Genomic DNA, 16,706 nt, shown 5'->3' on the forward strand with positions numbered 1-16,706 from the left:
ATTGTGCATTATAGCTTTTCCGCTTCTTCAGCGGCATATGGGAGATAATGTTTATACTTTTTAAATCCAACCCAAGTAAAGATACCGCCATACACAATAAAAATGATGGATACAATCAGTGTAACCGTCGTTTGTGATATAAAGAATAAATGATTAATGCCAAATAAGAAGACAAATAGACCAAGTGCTATATTTGATTTAGCACTAAGCCATTTCTTTTCCACTGGCCTGCTGCTTCGAAAGTATTTGGTTTTATAAAATAAATAAAAAGCAAATAGTATGACGATGAAAAAAACTAGAACTGACATTACATTTCCTCCAAGTCAAAAATTCTCTTGTTAATTGTACATATTATTTAAAAAAAATACTACCCTTGCTTCAAAACAATAGAGAGGTGATCACATTGAATGAAAAAATTTTAGAAATGATCGAACAATATGAGACCATAATCGTACATCGCCATGTCCGTCCAGATCCGGATGCATACGGTTCACAATGCGGATTAGTTGAGATACTAAAGGCTTCATATCCAAATAAAAAGGTGTTTGCAGTTGGTAAGGAAGAAAGGTCGCTCCATTTTATGCGCCGTCTGGATTCTATTCCGGATGAGGTGTATAACGGAGCATTGGTTATTGTTTGTGACACCGCTAATGAGGAACGGATTTGTGATAGAAGATATTCATTAGGCGATAAACTCATTAAAATAGACCATCATCCTAACGAAGATCCATACGGTGATTTATTGTGGGTGGATACAACAGCAAGTTCATGCAGTGAGATGATTTATGAATTTTATTTATTTGGTAAGGAACTAGGGTTAAAATTAAATGATGCTGCTGCAAGGCTTTTATTTGGTGGTATTGTTGGTGATACAGGAAGATTCCTATTTCCAAGCACGACAGACAAAACCTTTGCTTATGCAGGGGAACTCATTCATTATGATTTTTCTCGTACGGAACTCTTCGATAAAATGTATGAGCGTGATACCAATATCATTAAATTAAACGGCTACATTCTTCAAAACTTTGAAATGCAGAATAATGGTGTAGCTTCCGTCATGCTAACAAAGAAGCTATTGGATGAATACAACGCAGAGCCATCAGAGGCTTCCTTACTTGTTGGAACTTTAGGCGATGTGAAAGGTATTAAAGCGTGGGTCTTTTTTATTGAAGAGGAAGATCAAATCAGAGTACGATTACGTTCAAAGGGTCCAATCATTAATGGAGTTGCAAGAAAGTTTAAAGGCGGGGGACATCCTCTTGCCTCCGGGGCATCTATCCACTCATGGGATGAAGTTGAACATGTAATAAAAGAACTTAGCGAAGTATGTGACAACTTCTAAAAGAGAATCGGTCCAATCTACTGGACCGATTCTTTTTATCATTTTCCGAAAGAAATAGAAAGGGTGGAGCCCAATGAGTAGGAGGGAGATGAATTTCAATTGGCGTTGGCAAAAAAGTTCTTAATATGGTATAATTAGAACAAATGTTCCTGTAAGTGTGGTGAAACTCGTGCTTGCAAATAAAGCTTATAAATTTCGTCTTTACCCCAACAAGAAACAGACCGAACAAATTAATAAAACCATAGGCTGTTCAAGATTTGTCTTCAATTTTTTTCTAGGTAAACAAAAAGAAAAAGAGTCCTATTGGTATATCGTAGAAGAAATGGTTCAAAAGGGTCAACTTTCAGTGAATAAATGGAAGGGGCAATGTTTAAAAAAATTTGAAACCATTAAAGCGCTTCCTGAACTTAAAAAGCAATACTCTTTTTTGAAAGAGGTAGATAGTATAGCTTTGCAAAAATCCGTTGAGATATTAGCTGACGCCTTCGATCGCTACTACAAAAAGCAAAACAAACACCCTCGGTTTAAGTCTAAAAAGAATCCTGTACAAGCTTATACGACTAAGCACACGAATGGAAACATAATGGTCATGGATAACAAAATTAAGTTACCAAAGCTGGGTCTTGTTCGCTTTGCAAGAAGTCGTGAAGTCAAAGGGCGAATTGTAAGTGCAACAATTAGACGCAATCCTTCTGGTAAATATTTTGTTTCTTTAGCTACCGAAACAGAGGTAACAGAATTACCTAAAACCCAATCGGTAGTAGGATTAGATGTAGGGTTAAAGGATCTTGTTACTCTATCAAATGGAAAAAGTTACTCCAATCCAAAGTTTTTCCGTACCTTAGAAGCAAAGCTAGCAAAAGCGCAACAAATAATGAGTAGACGGACACAAGGTGGCTCGAATTGGTATAAATCAAAAATCAAAGTGGCACGAATCCACGAAAAGATAGCCAATGCCCGAAAAAATTACTTGGACAAAATTTCAACCGATATTGTCAAAAACCACGACATTATTGGGATGGAGGATTTGTCAGTATCGAATTTGCTGAAAAATGGGCATCTTTCTAAAGCTATTAGTGAAGTATCATGGTCAAAATTCAAATCTATGATCGAATATAAAGCGTATTGGTATGGAAAAAAAGTAGTTACAGTTGCTAAAAACTTTCCTTCCAGTCAGATTTGTTCTTCCTGTGGCTATAAAAATATAAACGTTAAAAATCTCGGATTGCGTGAGTGGGATTGTCCGCAGTGCCAAACCCATCATCAAAGGGATATTAACGCAGCGTTAAATCTTAAAAAAGAAGCTATAAGACTTCTAACCGCAGGAACTGCGGGGTTCGCCTAATCCATAATTAACCTATAGGTTGGTGTTCTTAGGAATCCCTCACTTCCAATTTTCGTTTATAATCAAGTGGTGGGTAGTTCAATGTTCGAATTCTATTTCTAATTGAATGGAGAGGGTGGTGAAGATAACCATTTCCCTCACATTTAGTTTGTAGCGTTTGTCGTTTAATTTAACGGGTTTATTTTGAATGATTTTTTTGATTAATTCTTTGCTTTTATATACGGTATCGATGTCCTTTGCGATCATCATACTTATGTCATCTTTTACCGAATCTTCAATTTCTGAAACACTTAGTAAGTCTAACTTGTATTTTTCCCAATTTGTTATTTTAATATTGATTTTCTGAATGGTTAGCTGCTCAATCGTCCGTTTATTTATCTCTTTGTACTCTTCCTGCCATATTTTTTTTTCTTCTTTTAAGTCTATGATTTCTTCACTTTGTTTATCAATTAATGCAGTATGCTTCTCCTGCCAAACACCAAAAATATAAATGAAAATACACCAGCTGATCGCACCGCCAATGACCATCCCTGCAAAAAAACGCTGCCATGATGGTCTTCGATAATAGGGAGGAATTCTCACGATATATACTCCTGTGTTAACCAATTAATAATCAGTGCACCGGTCTGGGCACCACCTAAGGCTGAGAGGATAATGAGGAGCTGTTTAAAAATGTCCCTTGTTTCTGCATTAAATAAACCTCTCTCAAATGTGTAAACCGCATCAAATGTTCCGCCGATAGCAGCGACAATTGCCCATATTCTTAAGTCTGTCGACAGCCTGTAAACAGCTGTAAGCGGTGGTTGTCCAGTTAGAAAGGCAGCGATTCCACCAATTAAGGATCCGCCTAGAATAACGCCCAATGCAATAAAATAGCTTTCAATAAATGTAGGAAAAAAACCAATTTCTTTCATAACCTCAACCGCCCTCACGGAATATCAATACCCTTATACATTTATATGGACAAACAACCTTGATTATGAATTTAAAAATAAGAACATATTTTCCTTTTTTTAAGTTTGGCTCTATAATGTAAGTAAGAGTTTTTATTGGAAGGGGTGACAAAAATGTCTTTTATTCACCTTCATGTTTATAGTGCTTACAGCTTGTTAACAAGCACAGCTTCGGTTCAAGAATTGGTTCATAATGCAAAGGAAAAAGGATTTAAGGCGATTGCATTAACCGATAGAAATGTGATGTATGGAAGTATTGAATTTTATAAATTATGTCTAAAAAACAATATTCAACCGATTATGGGGTTAACCGTTGATGTAGAAAGTGAACACAGGGAGGGAGAATCATTTCCATTAGTCCTGCTTGCTGAGAATGAAAAGGGGTTTAAAAACCTTTTAAAAATTTCTAGTGCCGTTCAAACGAAAGCGGCAGCCGGAATTCCTTTTAAATGGTTAAAACATTATGCAGAAGGACTTATTGCCATTTCTCCAGGGATTGAAGGAGAGATTGAACAAACTCTAGTAAGCAATCAACAAGAAGAAGCGATAGCAATCATAAAAAAACTTCAATTTATATTTGGTAAAGAGTCATTTTTTCTAGCTGTGCAAAACCATCAATTGGAAGAGGAAGAAATTGTAACACAGAGGATGCAAAGTATTGCAAAAGAACTAAGTATTCCATTGGTGGCTACAAATAGAGTTCATTACATAGACCAAGAAGATATGTTTGCTCATGAATGTCTATTAGCAATAAAAAATGGAGAAAAACTTCAGGATGAGCACCGTGAAAGACTTGAAAACGATCAATTTTATTTAAAAAGTGCAAAAGAAATGGTAGAGTCATTTCCTGAATTACCCGAGGCATTAGAGAACAGTATTACAATCGCTAGAAGGTGTATGGTAAATATCGAATTGAACAAAACCTATTTACCTGAATATCCGACAGAAAATAAGCAGTCAGCGGAAGATTACTTGGAAATGCTCTGTAAAAAAGGGTTAATGGAGCGCTTTACTTCCCCTTCTCAAGAATACTATGAACGATTGTCTTATGAATTATCAGTCATTAAATCCATGAAATTTAGTAACTACTTTTTAATTGTTTGGGATTTTATGAGGTATGCTAGAGAACATGGTATTTTGACTGGTCCAGGCAGGGGGTCGGCGGCAGGATCATTAGTTGCATATGTTTTGTATATTACCGATGTCGACCCGCTTTCACATCAGTTATTATTTGAACGCTTTTTAAATCCGGAGCGGATATCGATGCCGGATATAGATATAGATTTTCCTGATCATCGTCGGGATGAAGTAATAGAATATGTTGCAAAAAAATACGGCGAATTACATGTTGCACAAATTGTAACGTTTGGAACCATGGCTGCTAAGGGTGCGCTAAGAGATGTTGGCAGGGCTTTTGGACTCAATACAAAGGAATTAGAACAACTGTCAAGACGCATTCCCGCGCGTCTGGGAATTAACCTTAAAGACGCCTATAAAGAATCGCAGCCACTTAGAGCATTTATTGATGAAAGCCCAATGAATCGAAAACTCTATGAAACAGCATTAAAATTAGAGGGACTACCTCGTCATACTTCTACACATGCTGCAGGTGTCGTTATTAGTGAAAAGCAGCTCATTGAGTTAATTCCCATTCAACAGGGACATAATCATGTTTATTTAACTCAGTACTCGATGGAGCATCTTGAGGAAATAGGTTTACTAAAAATGGATTTTCTTGGGTTGAGAAATTTATCATTAATCGAATCAATCTTATCTTCTATTCAAAAGAAAACCGGAAGAAAAGTGGATATTAAAACGATACCATTAAATGATGAAAAAACATTCGAACTATTGGCAAGAGGAGAGACAACAGGCATTTTTCAGCTGGAATCAGACGGAATGAGGAAGGTATTATCACGCTTACAACCTTCGCGCTTTGAAGATATCGTAGCTGTTAATGCTTTATATCGTCCAGGACCAATGGAGAATATTCCGCTTTTTATTGACCGAAAACATGGGACCGAAGCAGTAGAGTACCCACACGAGGATTTGAAACCGATCCTGGAAAACACATATGGAGTCATTGTATACCAGGAGCAAATCATGCAAATTGCCTCTAAAATGGCCGGTTTTTCCCTCGGTGAAGCAGATTTGCTGCGGCGGGCGGTAGGAAAAAAACAAAAGGACGTTTTGGACAGGGAACGAAACCATTTTGTTCAAGGTGCTTTAAAGAAAGGTTATAATGTCGCACTGGCAAATGATATATATGATTTAATTGTTCGCTTTGCGAATTATGGTTTTAATCGAAGCCATGCGGTCGCATACAGTATGATTGCATACCAGCTTGCGTATTTAAAAGCAAATTATCCCCTTTATTTTATGGCTGGATTGTTAACATCCGCGATTGGGAATGAAACCAAAATAGCCCAATATATTTTGGAAACAAAACAAAAGGATATTGAAATCTTGCCACCTTCCATCAATTACAGCGGGTTTTCCTTTCAAGTAGAGAAGAATGGTATCAGATACAGCCTTGCAGCGATTAAAAGCGTCGGTGCAGCAGCATTAAGAGAAATTTTCCAAGCAAGGAAAAGTAAAAAGTTTGAGGATTTATTCGATTTTTGCACAAGGGTATCTTCAAAAGCGATCAATCGAAAAATACTGGAGGTTCTCGTTCATTCTGGAAGCTTTGATGAATTTAACGAAGACCGTGCTGTTATGCTTGCAAGTTTAGATGTCGCTTTAGAGCATGCACAATTATTTAAGGTAGACGATTCAAGCCAAGTGGAGCTATTTCTTGAGGAATTTCAACTTAAGCCAAAATACGTCCTTGTTGATTCTATTAGATTAGAGGATAAGCTTGCTTTTGAAAAAGAGGCTCTTGGCTTTTACCTTTCAGATCACCCGGTCGCCATTTTTGAAAAAAGACTTAAACAAGCTGGAGCAAATGTTTTGTTTCAATTATCGGCTGACCATAAACGAGCGGCAGCTGGTGTTTATATAACATCATTACGGAAAATTCGCACAAAAAAAGGGGAATCTATGGCCTTCCTGAATATAAGTGATTCCAGCGGAGAAATGGAAGCTGTTGTTTTTCCAGTCGTGTACAATAAATATTATCGCTTACTAGAACAGGGGAAGTTTGCTGTGATAGAAGGGAAAGTGGAAGAACGTGAAGGGAAGCTTCAATTTATTGTTCAACAAGCGGCTGAAATCGATACGTGGTTGAGTACAAAAACGAAGCAGGACTCGATATTATATCTAAAAATAGCCAATGAAAAACAAGACGAGCACTCCTTAAATCATTTAAAACAATTATTTAAGAAAAATTCTGGTAAAACAAAAGTAGTTTTACACTATGAAACCAGCAGGAAAACGATCAGACTGGGAAGTGAGTTTATGATTCAACCTAGCGGTAATCTTATGAAATTATTACGTGATTTTCTGGGAACCGACAATGTAGTTTTAAAAGAATAATTCTTTACAACTCTTGCAGATGTGTTATAGTGGTAAATGAAGATGCCGTGGTCTGACCACTAAAAAACAGACAAGGATTCATTGTATTTAACGATATCTTTTTGTACTAATTGAAGGGGTGACATATCTTGACATTACGGGAAGAAGCACTACATATGCATCGAATTAATAAGGGAAAGCTTGAGACAAAATCAAAAGTAGCAGTAAGAAATGCCAAGGATTTAAGTTTAGCGTATTCTCCAGGTGTAGCTGAACCGTGTAAAGATATTTATGAGAAGCCAGAAACTGTTTATGATTACACAATGAAGGGCAATATGGTTGCTGTAGTAACAGATGGTACAGCAGTCTTGGGTCTTGGAAATATTGGACCGGAAGCTGCACTTCCAGTAATGGAAGGGAAAGCAGTCTTATTCAAGAGCTTTGCCGGCGTCGATGCCTTCCCAATTTGTTTGAACACAACTGATGTCGAAAAAATTATTGAAACCGTTAAGTTGCTCGAGCCAACATTTGGTGGCGTGAATCTTGAAGATATCGCTGCACCAAATTGCTTTGTCATTGAGGAACGATTGAAAAAAGAAGCGAATATTCCTGTTTTCCATGACGATCAACATGGTACTGCTATTGTTACAGCAGCTGGTCTTGTTAACGCTCTTAAGCTGATTGACAAAAAGATCACTGAAATCAAAGTGGTGGCAAATGGTGCTGGAGCAGCTGGAATTGCCATTATAAAATTATTACACAGCTATGGGGTTCGAGATATTGTTATGTGTGACACGAAGGGGGCAATCTACGAAGGTCGCCCGCAAGGTATGAATGACATCAAGGCAGAGGTTGCAAAATTCACAAATCGTGATAATCTAACTGGAAGCCTTGCAGATGTAATAAAAGGCGCTGATGTATTTATTGGCGTATCGGTTGAAGGTGCTCTAACAAAAGAAATGGTTGCTTCAATGAACAAAGATGCAATCATTTTTGCTATGGCAAACCCTAATCCAGAAATTATGCCACTGGTAGCAAAAGAGGCGGGAGCAAGAGTGGTGGGAACTGGTAGATCTGATTTTCCAAACCAGGTAAATAATGTCCTAGCCTTTCCTGGAATTTTCCGTGGCGCCCTAGATGTCCGTGCGACCCACATAAACGAGGCAATGAAAGTGGCAGCTGTTGAGGCGATAGCCAGTTTAATAAATGAATCTGAACTAAATGAGGATTATGTCATCCCTGCACCATTTGATCCTCGTGTTGCTCCGGCTGTTGCTGCTGCGGTAGCAAAAGCAGCCATGGAAACAGGTGTTGCACGTATTAAGGTTGACCCTGAAGATGTAAAAGAAAAAACAATTAGGCTCGCTATCATAGGTAAAAGTGAGTGATTGTTAAGTGACGAATACTAAAGTATATCTTGAGATTGTGAAACAGCTAAGAGAGATGATAGCTGCAGATAATTTGAAATCTGGAGATAAAATCCCATCTGAACGGGAATTATCAGAGCGCCTGAATGTCGGGCGCTCTTCCGTTCGGGAAGCGTTAAGAGCATTAGAACTGTTAGGCCTAATCGAAACGAGACGCGGTGAAGGCACCTTTATCCGCGATTTTCGGGGAAATCAGCTTGTACAGCTGCTTGGGACCTTTATTCTTCAGGATGAAAAGGCAAAGTTAGACGTTATTGAAACAAAGAACCTAATAGAAATGGATCTTCTTCGGTTAGTTCTAAATCGAGCTGATGAAAGGCAGTTAGTAAAGCTAAAAAGCTTGGTTGAAACCAATCAATTAAATGATGATCAATTTTTTTATCAACTTATTGAACTAGCAGACAATTATCTGTTCTCAAGAATATGGTTAATATTAAAGGACTATCACCATTCATTGAGTTTAAAAAACGAAGGATACAATCGTGATAGCTATTTAATGTTAATCGAAGCCTTGGTTGAAAAAGATCAGGAAAAAACATTAGCTACTTATCGCCAATTAAGAAATTTGTCTATTTTAACCGACAAATACTAACAGATTTTGAAGTATTTTTCCTTTATAGTGATAGACAAGCAATCAAGCCCAATTGGATGTGGGCATTTTTAGTTTTTGGGTGGTCTGACCAATTATCGAGGTTAGGTTTGAATTGTCTTTATTTAAGGCAAGACTTCAAATAAAGAATGATAAAAACTTGCCGTTTGGCAGATTTTTCGAACAAGGGAGGTTTGGACAAATTGCTTAAAGACCTTTTTACAAAAAATACGGTAAAAAAGAAAAAATACGCAACGATTCCTACTGAGGCTGCGAAAAGTGATGTACCTGAAGGAATCATGACTAAATGTCCATCATGTAAGACGATAATGTATACGAAAGAACTAAATAAAAATTTGAAGGTATGTCTACATTGTGGATATCACTTTGCCATGAACGCAAAAGAGCGCATCATCAGCTTTTTAGATGAAGAAAGCTTCATTGAAATAGATGAGAACATGGTTTCAGAGAACCCATTAAACTTCCCAGATTACCTGGAAAAAGTAGAAAAAGACCGTCAAAAAACGAAGATTAATGAGGCCGTGGTAACAGGCTGCGGTAGTGTTAACGGAAATAAAGTTGTATTAGCGATTATGGATTCTACTTTTAGAATGGGAAGTATGGGCTCTGTTGTAGGTGAAAAAATAACCCGTGCAATTGAAAAAGCGGATGAAATGTCGGTACCATTTATTATTTTTACTGCTTCTGGCGGCGCTAGAATGCAAGAAGGTGTTCTTAGCTTAATGCAAATGGCCAAAACGAGTGTAGCGTTAAAGAGATTTAGTGAAAATGGCGGACTTATTATTTCAATTATGACCCACCCGACAACTGGCGGTGTTTCTGCAAGCTTCGCGTCATTGGGTGACTATAACTTTGCAGAACCAGGCGCATTAATCGGTTTTGCGGGGCGTAGAGTCATCGAACAATCCATTCGTGAGGAACTGCCTGAAGACTTTCAAACAGCGGAGTTTCTATTAAAGCATGGCCAGCTGGACGCAATCATTTCTCGTCCTGAGTTAATTGATAAAATTACAAACTTACTCGAAATTCATCAACCTGGAGGTGAGCTCGAATGGTAGGGGAATTAGAATTTGAACGCCCAATCGTGCAATTAAGAAACAAAATTGCCGAACTTAAAGAGTTTACCAAAACTGCAGATGTGGACTTATCATCTGAAATTGAAAAATTAGAATTACGACTTGAAAAACTTGAAAAAGATATTTATAACAATATAAAGCCATGGGACCGTGTTCAAATTGCCAGACATCCAAATAGACCAACTACCTTAGATTATATCTCCAATCTATTTGCTGGCTTCTTTGAATGTCATGGAGACAGAACATTTGGTGACGATGAAGCTATTGTCGGCGGTGTTGCTAGGTTTCGAGGGCTTCCAGTGACCGTCATTGGTCATCAAAGAGGAAAAGACACAAAAGAAAATATCCGCAGGAACTTTGGAATGCCACATCCTGAAGGCTATAGAAAAGCACTTCGTTTAATGAAGCAGGCCGATAAATTTAATCGTCCTATCATTTGTTTTATTGATACAAAAGGTGCCTACCCAGGAAAAGCTGCAGAAGAGCGGGGACAAAGTGAAGCCATTGCCCGTAACCTATTTGAAATGGCCGGTCTTAAGGTCCCTGTTATTTGCATCGTTATTGGTGAGGGAGGAAGTGGTGGTGCGCTCGCATTAGGAGTGGGCAACCGCATGTACATGCTCGAGAATTCCACTTACTCTGTTATTTCACCAGAAGGTGCAGCTGCAATATTATGGAAGGATTCTGCACTTGCAAAGAAGGCGGCGGAGTCCATGAAAATAACAGCACCAGACCTGAAGGAACTGGGCATCATCGATGATATTATCCCAGAAATTAAGGGCGGAGCACATAAAGACGTTAAAGGTCAAGCAGAAGCAATTGACAACTTCTTGAAGAAATCCTTAAAGGAACTTTTAGAACTCTCCGAAGAGGAGCTTGTTGCCGATCGCTATAATCGATTCAGAACGATTGGCGAATACTCATTTTTAAAGGATTATATTAATATTTAAAACGTGCTCTAAGAGCACGTTTTTGTATTTTGAGCACTTATTTCTTTTTTCACATTTATGTCAAAAATTATCCAATAAGTGTAAATGTTTGCGTTTCCATTTCTTAGTTAAGCGGTTTCAGTTTGCAAACTATTCCGTCTATTAAATTTACTAATATGATTGAGTTGTTATAGGGGTCTCTTTAGTGGTATTTTATAAATATTACCGGCTTTTTAGTTCATAATAAATGAAGTACACGTATAAAGATAACTTCTATTTAGATATACATATTTTAGTAAATCACATGAGGTGGTAGAAATGAAAAAAATTGGTGTATTAACAAGCGGTGGAGACTCACCAGGAATGAATCCAGCGATTCGGGCTGTAGTTCGAAAGGCAATATATCACAACGTTGAGGTGTATGGAATATATGGTGGATACACCGGACTGATCTCTGGAAAAATAAAAAAACTTGAACTTGGCTCTGTAGGTGATATTATTCATCGCGGAGGGACCATGCTGCAAACTGCACGCTGTCCAGAATTTAAAACACCAGAGGGACAGCAAAAGGGAATTGAACAGTTAAAAGCACATGGTATTGAAGGACTTGTTGTTATAGGCGGCGATGGTTCTTATCGTGGTGCAAGAGCTTTGACTCAGCAAGGATATCCATGTGTAGGTGTACCTGGTACAATCGATAATGATATTCCTGGTACCGAACTAACAATTGGATTTGATACAGCATTAAATACTGTTATTGACGCCTTGGATAAAATTCGAGATACGGCTACATCACATGAAAGAACCTTTGTGATTGAAGTAATGGGCAGGGACGCTGGTGATATCGCTTTGTATGCTGGTCTTGCAGGCGGTGCAGAAACCATCCTTATTCCTGAAGAAGGCTACGATATGGCTGAAATTGCAGAAAGGCTCAGGAAAGGTCAAGAACGCGGTAAGAAGCATAGTATCATCATTGTTGCTGAAGGAGTTTGCGGCGGCAATGAATTTGCCAAGCAGTTACAAGAAGCTACTAACTTTGACACTAGAGTATCTGTACTTGGGCATATTCAACGCGGTGGTTCGCCAACTGCAGCCGACAGGGTACTCGCGAGCCGTTTAGGTGCAAGAGCAGTTGAATTATTAATCGAAGGTAATGGCGGACGTGCTGTAGGGATGGAAAGTAATCGTGTGGTAGATTATGATATCGTTGAAGCATTAGAAAGAAAGCACGTGCTAGACCTGGAACTTGTTAAACTTTCAAAAGAATTATCCATCTAATCTGTATTTATAATAATAATCTAGCTCCGGTCGCCATCGGCTCGAGTCATAAGCCAATCCGTCAAGAAGGTTAAAGAGCAACCTTCATGCCGGCTTGTCTTACGCTTGTCGCCGATAAACAGGCGCCCTACGCTTTTTAATTTAGGAGGAAACAAAGAATGTTACGTAAAACGAAAATCGTCTGTACGATTGGCCCGGCAAGTGAGAGTATAGAAAAACTTACCCAATTAATTGAATCCGGTATGAATGTGGCACGCTTGAATTTTTCCCATGGTGACTTTGAAGAGCATGGACAGCGAATCCAAAATATCCGTGAGGCTTCTAAACTAACAGGGAAGACTGTGGCAATTCTACTTGATACAAAAGGTCCTGAGATCCGAACGAATAATATGGTAAATGGTGCAATTGAACTTAAATCAGGGGAAAATATTATTGTTTCGATGACTGAAGTCGAAGGTACAACTGAAAAGTTTTCAATTACATACCCAGGATTAATCGATGATGTTCATGTGGGCTCTAAAATATTATTAGATGATGGTTTAATCGGCCTAGAAGTTCTTAATATTGATAAGGCACAAAATGAAATTCTAACAAAAATCCTTAACAGTGGGACATTGAAGAACAAAAAAGGTGTCAATGTACCAGGAGTATCGGTCAAACTTCCGGGTATTACAGAAAAAGACACAAATGATATCATTTTTGGTATTGACCAAGGTGTTGATTTTATTGCTGCTTCCTTTGTACGCCGCGCAAGCGACGTAATGGAAATCCGTCAGTTATTAGAGGAAAAGCAAGCTACACACATCCATATTATTCCTAAGATTGAAAACCAAGAAGGCGTCGATAACATTGATGAAATCCTTGAAATATCTGACGGTTTAATGGTCGCCCGTGGAGATCTAGGTGTAGAAATACCTGCTGAAGAAGTACCACTCGTGCAAAAAATGTTAATCAAGAAGTGTAATACACATGGTAAGCCAGTTATTACAGCTACACAAATGCTTGATTCTATGCAACGTAATCCGCGCCCAACACGTGCCGAGGCTAGTGATGTTGCGAATGCAATTTTTGATGGTACAGACGCTATCATGTTATCTGGTGAAACAGCAGCTGGAATTTATCCTGTTGAAGCTGTACAAACCATGCATAATATTGCTTCTAGAGCAGAACAAGCGTTAGATCATAAAGAAATTTTATCAGCACGCAGTAAAAATACTGAACACAATCTTACAGACGCCATTGGTCAGTCTGTTGCACATACAGCACTAAATCTTGATGTAAATGCAATTGTTACACCAACTGAAAGCGGTCATACTGCTAGGATGATATCAAAATACCGTACAAAGGCACCAATCGTGGCAGTTACGTACAATGAGCAAATTTGCCGCCGTTTAGCGCTTGTATGGGGTGTGTATCCTAAGCTTGGAAGAATCTGCAGCTCTACTGATGAAATGCTGGACAGTGCTGTTGAGGAAAGTGTAAACAGCGGTCATGTTAAACATGGTGATTTAGTTGTCATCACTGCTGGTGTACCAGTCGGCGAAGCTGGTACAACGAACTTAATGAAAATTCATGTTGTTGGGGATATTATTGCGAGAGCTCAAGGAATCGGTCGCAAATCTGCTTTCGGAAAAGTGGTTATTGCCCATAATGCGGGGGAAGCAATCGAGAAGGTAAAGCCAGGTTCCATTTTAGTTACGCTTGGTTCTGACCGTGATATGATGCCAGCGATTGAAAAATGCGCTGCTCTCATCACTCAAGAGGGTGGGTTAACCAGCCATGCAGCGGTAGTTGGTCTAAACCTAGGTATTCCGGTAATTGTTGGTGTGGAAAATGCATTTGAATTATTTAAAGATGGTCAAGAAATCACTGTAGATGCCACAAGAGGTGTCATTTATAACGGGCACGCAAGTGTATTATAGTATGAGAAAGAAGGGATTTCCCTTCTTTTTTTCTTTATTCGGTATATAATAGATAAAAGCCTGTTTGAAGGAGTTAGAAAAATGCGTTATTTAGCTTTATTGATTATTGTCATACCCGCAATAGATATCGGATTCCTGCTATTATCAGGTAGAACTATAGGATTTCTGCCAACCATTACTTTCATTATTCTTACAGGCGTAGTCGGTGCGTACTTGGCTAAGAGGGAAGGATTGCAGACGATAAAAAGAGCGCAGGAACAGCTAGCCTATGGTCAAATTCCAGGTGAATCCGTCCTAGATGGCATTTGTATTCTAATTGGCGGAACCCTTTTATTAACACCTGGATTTATTACCGATTTATTTGGATTTTTATTGTTATTCCCTCCGTCTAGAAAACCTTTTAAATTGTTAATGATTAACACCTTACGGAAGAGAATTCAAAATGGAAATATAAAAATTATCAAATAAAAACGTCAACTTCCTGAGGAGGTTGACGTTTTTTTGTCTAGCTTCAGCGCCTAGGGGCTCGGGGTCATAAGCCAATCCGTCAGAAAGGTTAAAGAACAACCTTCCCGCCGGCTCGTCTTATGCCTGTCGCCCCTGTGCGAGGCGCTTCCGCTTTTCTTATTATACTTCTTTTCCCTTAATAAAGGTCCAGATATCGTGGAAAACTTTAGCACGGTAGAGTGTGTTAATAATGACGAGAGCCACAGGACCTAAAATTAGTCCTAGAAAGCCAACTAATTTAAATCCGACGAACAAGGCGATTAGTGTGGCTAGTGGATCAAGACCGATATTAGACGATAGTATTTTTGGCTCCATAATCTGTCTTTGAACGATTACCAGTAAATACAGGACTCCTAAACCTATTGCAAGACTGATATCACCTGCAATGACCTCATAAATAATCCATGGTACAAAAACCGCTCCTGTACCAAGGTATGGAATAATGTCCACGATACCTGTTATCAAAGCAATGGTAATCGCGTAATCAACGCGTAGTACAAGCAGCCCAATTAGAATAATAACAGTTGTAATAGAGATAAGGGTAAGTTGAGCCTTTAAAAAACCAAATAAAGCCTTCTGCAAATCCGCAAACACAGTTTTACCACTTGTTTTAGCCCTCTCAGGTAAAATGGAACTGCTAATACGTGAAAGTCTGTACCAATCCTTACTAATAAAAAAGGTTGCTAAGAAGGAGAAAATTAATACAGTTGCAGCATTTGGGAACCATGATAAGATGACTGGTATGTTGCCAAAAAGGTTTTGAATAAAGTTTCCAGCAGTTGTTCCAATGGTAGAGCCAACGTTTTTAATATTAGATATGATTGTGTTTTGCTGCCCATCCTCTAATTGGTTAAACATGCTTGTTAATTGATTATAAAGAGGGATAATTTGAGCAGTTATATACTCCTCAATATAGCCGATTAAGGTATCCAAATGCTCAGGAACAACCCGAGCAAGATAATTTGCACCAGAAACCAATTCAGCTACTAAAAGTGTAACTAAACCTGCAACGAAGGCAAAAATGATAATTAATGCCACAAAAACAGCTAATCCACGGGGCATTCGAAGTTTTTTTTCAAAAATGTTAACAATTGGGTTAATAAAAAAGGCAATTACTAAGGCGATAAGAAATGGATAGGTCACTTTTGACAAATAATAAAATGATAAAAGTGCGAGAAACACAATGCTAATCACTAAAAAGAATCTAAAGGATCGATACAGGTACTTTTTATCCAATAACTTGCCTCCTTAACCAGTCATATAGCTAGCTCTAGTTTAACATTTTTTGTACAAAGCTGCATGATTTTCCATATTGTAAGAAGAAAAGGAAGGATGGAAATATATGTTTAATCAGCCATTATTGTTCTTATTACTGCTTTTAGTCATTGGACTTATCGCAAAAAATAACTCATTGTTGATTGCGATTGTCGTTTTACTTATATTAAAATTAGGCGGGCTTGAAACAAAGTCCTTTGCCTATATACAGAGTAAAGGGATTAACTGGGGAGTTACGGTCATCACGATAGCAGTTTTAGCTCCAATTGCATCTGGGGAAATTGGTTTTAAAGATTTGACTAGTGCCTTTAGATCACCGCTGGCTTGGGTAGCTCTTATTTCAGGTATGGCTGTTGCCTTACTAGCAAAGGGTGGAGTATCTCTCTTACAAAATGATCCGCATATTACAACAGCGCTTGTTCTAGGGACTATTCTATCCGTTTCCATTTTCAAAGGTGTGGCTGTTGGTCCTCTTATTGGCGCAGGAATAGCCTATACAGCAATGAAATTAATTGATTTTTTTAGTTAGCTTTTTTGTAAAATAATATTTTTTTTGAACTTTTCAGCCCCTTTTCATTCACAAAAA

The 16,706-nt window shown here is 38.3% G+C and carries 15 protein-coding genes; 11 read left to right on the forward strand and 4 right to left on the reverse strand.

Annotated elements, in window-relative coordinates:
- Window positions 1-8: 8 nt before the first annotated feature.
- Window positions 9-308 carry a YtpI family protein gene (locus ABC255_RS06785; RefSeq protein ID WP_335529688.1) on the reverse strand — a complete coding sequence of 100 codons (300 nt, stop codon included), beginning with the start codon at window positions 306-308 and terminating at the stop codon, window positions 9-11.
- 95 nt (window positions 309-403) lie between these two features.
- Between ABC255_RS06785 and ABC255_RS06790 the strand changes: the two genes are divergently transcribed.
- Window positions 404-1,342: a DHH family phosphoesterase gene (locus ABC255_RS06790; protein WP_412992251.1), complete on the forward strand. Its 939-nt coding sequence runs from the start codon at window positions 404-406 to the stop codon at window positions 1,340-1,342.
- 169 nt (window positions 1,343-1,511) lie between these two features.
- Entirely contained in the window at window positions 1,512-2,687 is a 1,176-nt protein-coding gene (gene tnpB / locus ABC255_RS06795) for an IS200/IS605 family element RNA-guided endonuclease TnpB (RefSeq protein WP_412992252.1), read from the forward strand.
- A gap of 78 nt (window positions 2,688-2,765) precedes the next feature.
- Here the strand turns inward: tnpB and ytrI are convergent, their stop codons facing one another.
- Window positions 2,766-3,269: a sporulation membrane protein YtrI gene (gene ytrI / locus ABC255_RS06800; protein ID WP_412992254.1), complete on the reverse strand. Its 504-nt coding sequence runs from the start codon at window positions 3,267-3,269 to the stop codon at window positions 2,766-2,768.
- On the reverse strand, window positions 3,266-3,601 hold the full coding sequence (ytrH, locus tag ABC255_RS06805) for a sporulation membrane protein YtrH (protein WP_045524254.1): 336 nt from the start codon (window positions 3,599-3,601) through the stop codon (window positions 3,266-3,268). Before ytrH ends, ytrI begins: the two co-directional genes overlap by 4 nt.
- Before the next feature lie 153 nt (window positions 3,602-3,754).
- Here ytrH and dnaE point away from each other — a divergent pair, with 153 nt between their 5' ends.
- The 8 genes from dnaE (at window position 3,755) to ABC255_RS06845 (ending at window position 14,806) form a co-directional block, all read left to right on the forward strand.
- Window positions 3,755-7,117, forward strand: a complete 3,363-nt coding sequence (dnaE, locus tag ABC255_RS06810; protein ID WP_412992256.1) for a DNA polymerase III subunit alpha — start codon at window positions 3,755-3,757, stop codon at window positions 7,115-7,117.
- A gap of 128 nt (window positions 7,118-7,245) precedes the next feature.
- Window positions 7,246-8,484 (forward strand): NADP-dependent malic enzyme, encoded by a 1,239-nt coding sequence (ystJ, locus tag ABC255_RS06815; protein ID WP_335529677.1) that lies wholly within the window; start codon window positions 7,246-7,248, stop codon window positions 8,482-8,484.
- A gap of 7 nt (window positions 8,485-8,491) precedes the next feature.
- Window positions 8,492-9,115, forward strand: a complete 624-nt coding sequence (locus ABC255_RS06820; RefSeq protein WP_412992258.1) for a FadR/GntR family transcriptional regulator — start codon at window positions 8,492-8,494, stop codon at window positions 9,113-9,115.
- A 200-nt stretch (window positions 9,116-9,315) separates the two neighbouring features.
- Window positions 9,316-10,191 (forward strand): acetyl-CoA carboxylase, carboxyltransferase subunit beta, encoded by an 876-nt coding sequence (accD, locus tag ABC255_RS06825; protein ID WP_412992260.1) that lies wholly within the window; start codon window positions 9,316-9,318, stop codon window positions 10,189-10,191.
- Window positions 10,185-11,159, forward strand: coding sequence for an acetyl-CoA carboxylase carboxyl transferase subunit alpha (accA, locus tag ABC255_RS06830; protein WP_412992261.1), 975 nt, complete (start codon window positions 10,185-10,187; stop codon window positions 11,157-11,159). Before accD ends, accA begins: the two co-directional genes overlap by 7 nt.
- 297 nt (window positions 11,160-11,456) lie before the next feature.
- Window positions 11,457-12,416, forward strand: a complete 960-nt coding sequence (gene pfkA, locus ABC255_RS06835) for a 6-phosphofructokinase (RefSeq protein ID WP_335529447.1) — start codon at window positions 11,457-11,459, stop codon at window positions 12,414-12,416.
- A 158-nt stretch (window positions 12,417-12,574) separates the two neighbouring features.
- Window positions 12,575-14,338 carry a pyruvate kinase gene (gene pyk, locus ABC255_RS06840; RefSeq protein WP_412992264.1) on the forward strand — a complete coding sequence of 588 codons (1,764 nt, stop codon included), beginning with the start codon at window positions 12,575-12,577 and terminating at the stop codon, window positions 14,336-14,338.
- Window positions 14,339-14,419: 81 nt separating this feature from the next.
- On the forward strand, window positions 14,420-14,806 hold the full coding sequence (locus ABC255_RS06845; protein WP_412992266.1) for an FxsA family protein: 387 nt from the start codon (window positions 14,420-14,422) through the stop codon (window positions 14,804-14,806).
- Between the two features lie 159 nt (window positions 14,807-14,965).
- On the opposite strand, the gene ytvI is transcribed toward ABC255_RS06845, so the two are convergent.
- Entirely contained in the window at window positions 14,966-16,081 is a 1,116-nt protein-coding gene (ytvI, locus tag ABC255_RS06850) for a sporulation integral membrane protein YtvI (protein ID WP_412992268.1), read from the reverse strand.
- 106 nt (window positions 16,082-16,187) lie between these two features.
- On the opposite strand from ytvI, the gene ABC255_RS06855 reads away from it, so the two are divergent.
- Window positions 16,188-16,649 (forward strand): DUF441 domain-containing protein, encoded by a 462-nt coding sequence (locus ABC255_RS06855; protein ID WP_335529458.1) that lies wholly within the window; start codon window positions 16,188-16,190, stop codon window positions 16,647-16,649.
- Window positions 16,650-16,706 lie beyond the last annotated feature (57 nt).

The sequence above is a fragment of the Neobacillus canaveralius genome (assembly GCF_047237705.1).
Lineage (GTDB): Bacteria > Bacillota > Bacilli > Bacillales > Cytobacillaceae > Neobacillus > Neobacillus niacini_K.

What these genes read in the sequence shown, in the direction of transcription:
- ABC255_RS06855 (WP_335529458.1), top strand. Translation starts at nt 16,188, where the DNA reads ATGTTTAATCAGCCATTATTGTTCTTATTACTGCTTTTAGTCATTGGA.
- dnaE (WP_412992256.1), top strand. Translation starts at nt 3,755, where the DNA reads ATGTCTTTTATTCACCTTCATGTTTATAGTGCTTACAGCTTGTTAACA.
- accA (WP_412992261.1), top strand. Translation starts at nt 10,185, where the DNA reads ATGGTAGGGGAATTAGAATTTGAACGCCCAATCGTGCAATTAAGAAAC.
- pyk (WP_412992264.1), top strand. Translation starts at nt 12,575, where the DNA reads ATGTTACGTAAAACGAAAATCGTCTGTACGATTGGCCCGGCAAGTGAG.
- ABC255_RS06785 (WP_335529688.1), bottom strand. Translation starts at nt 308, where the DNA reads ATGTCAGTTCTAGTTTTTTTCATCGTCATACTATTTGCTTTTTATTTA.
- pfkA (WP_335529447.1), top strand. Translation starts at nt 11,457, where the DNA reads ATGAAAAAAATTGGTGTATTAACAAGCGGTGGAGACTCACCAGGAATG.
- ABC255_RS06845 (WP_412992266.1), top strand. Translation starts at nt 14,420, where the DNA reads ATGCGTTATTTAGCTTTATTGATTATTGTCATACCCGCAATAGATATC.
- ytrH (WP_045524254.1), bottom strand. Translation starts at nt 3,601, where the DNA reads ATGAAAGAAATTGGTTTTTTTCCTACATTTATTGAAAGCTATTTTATT.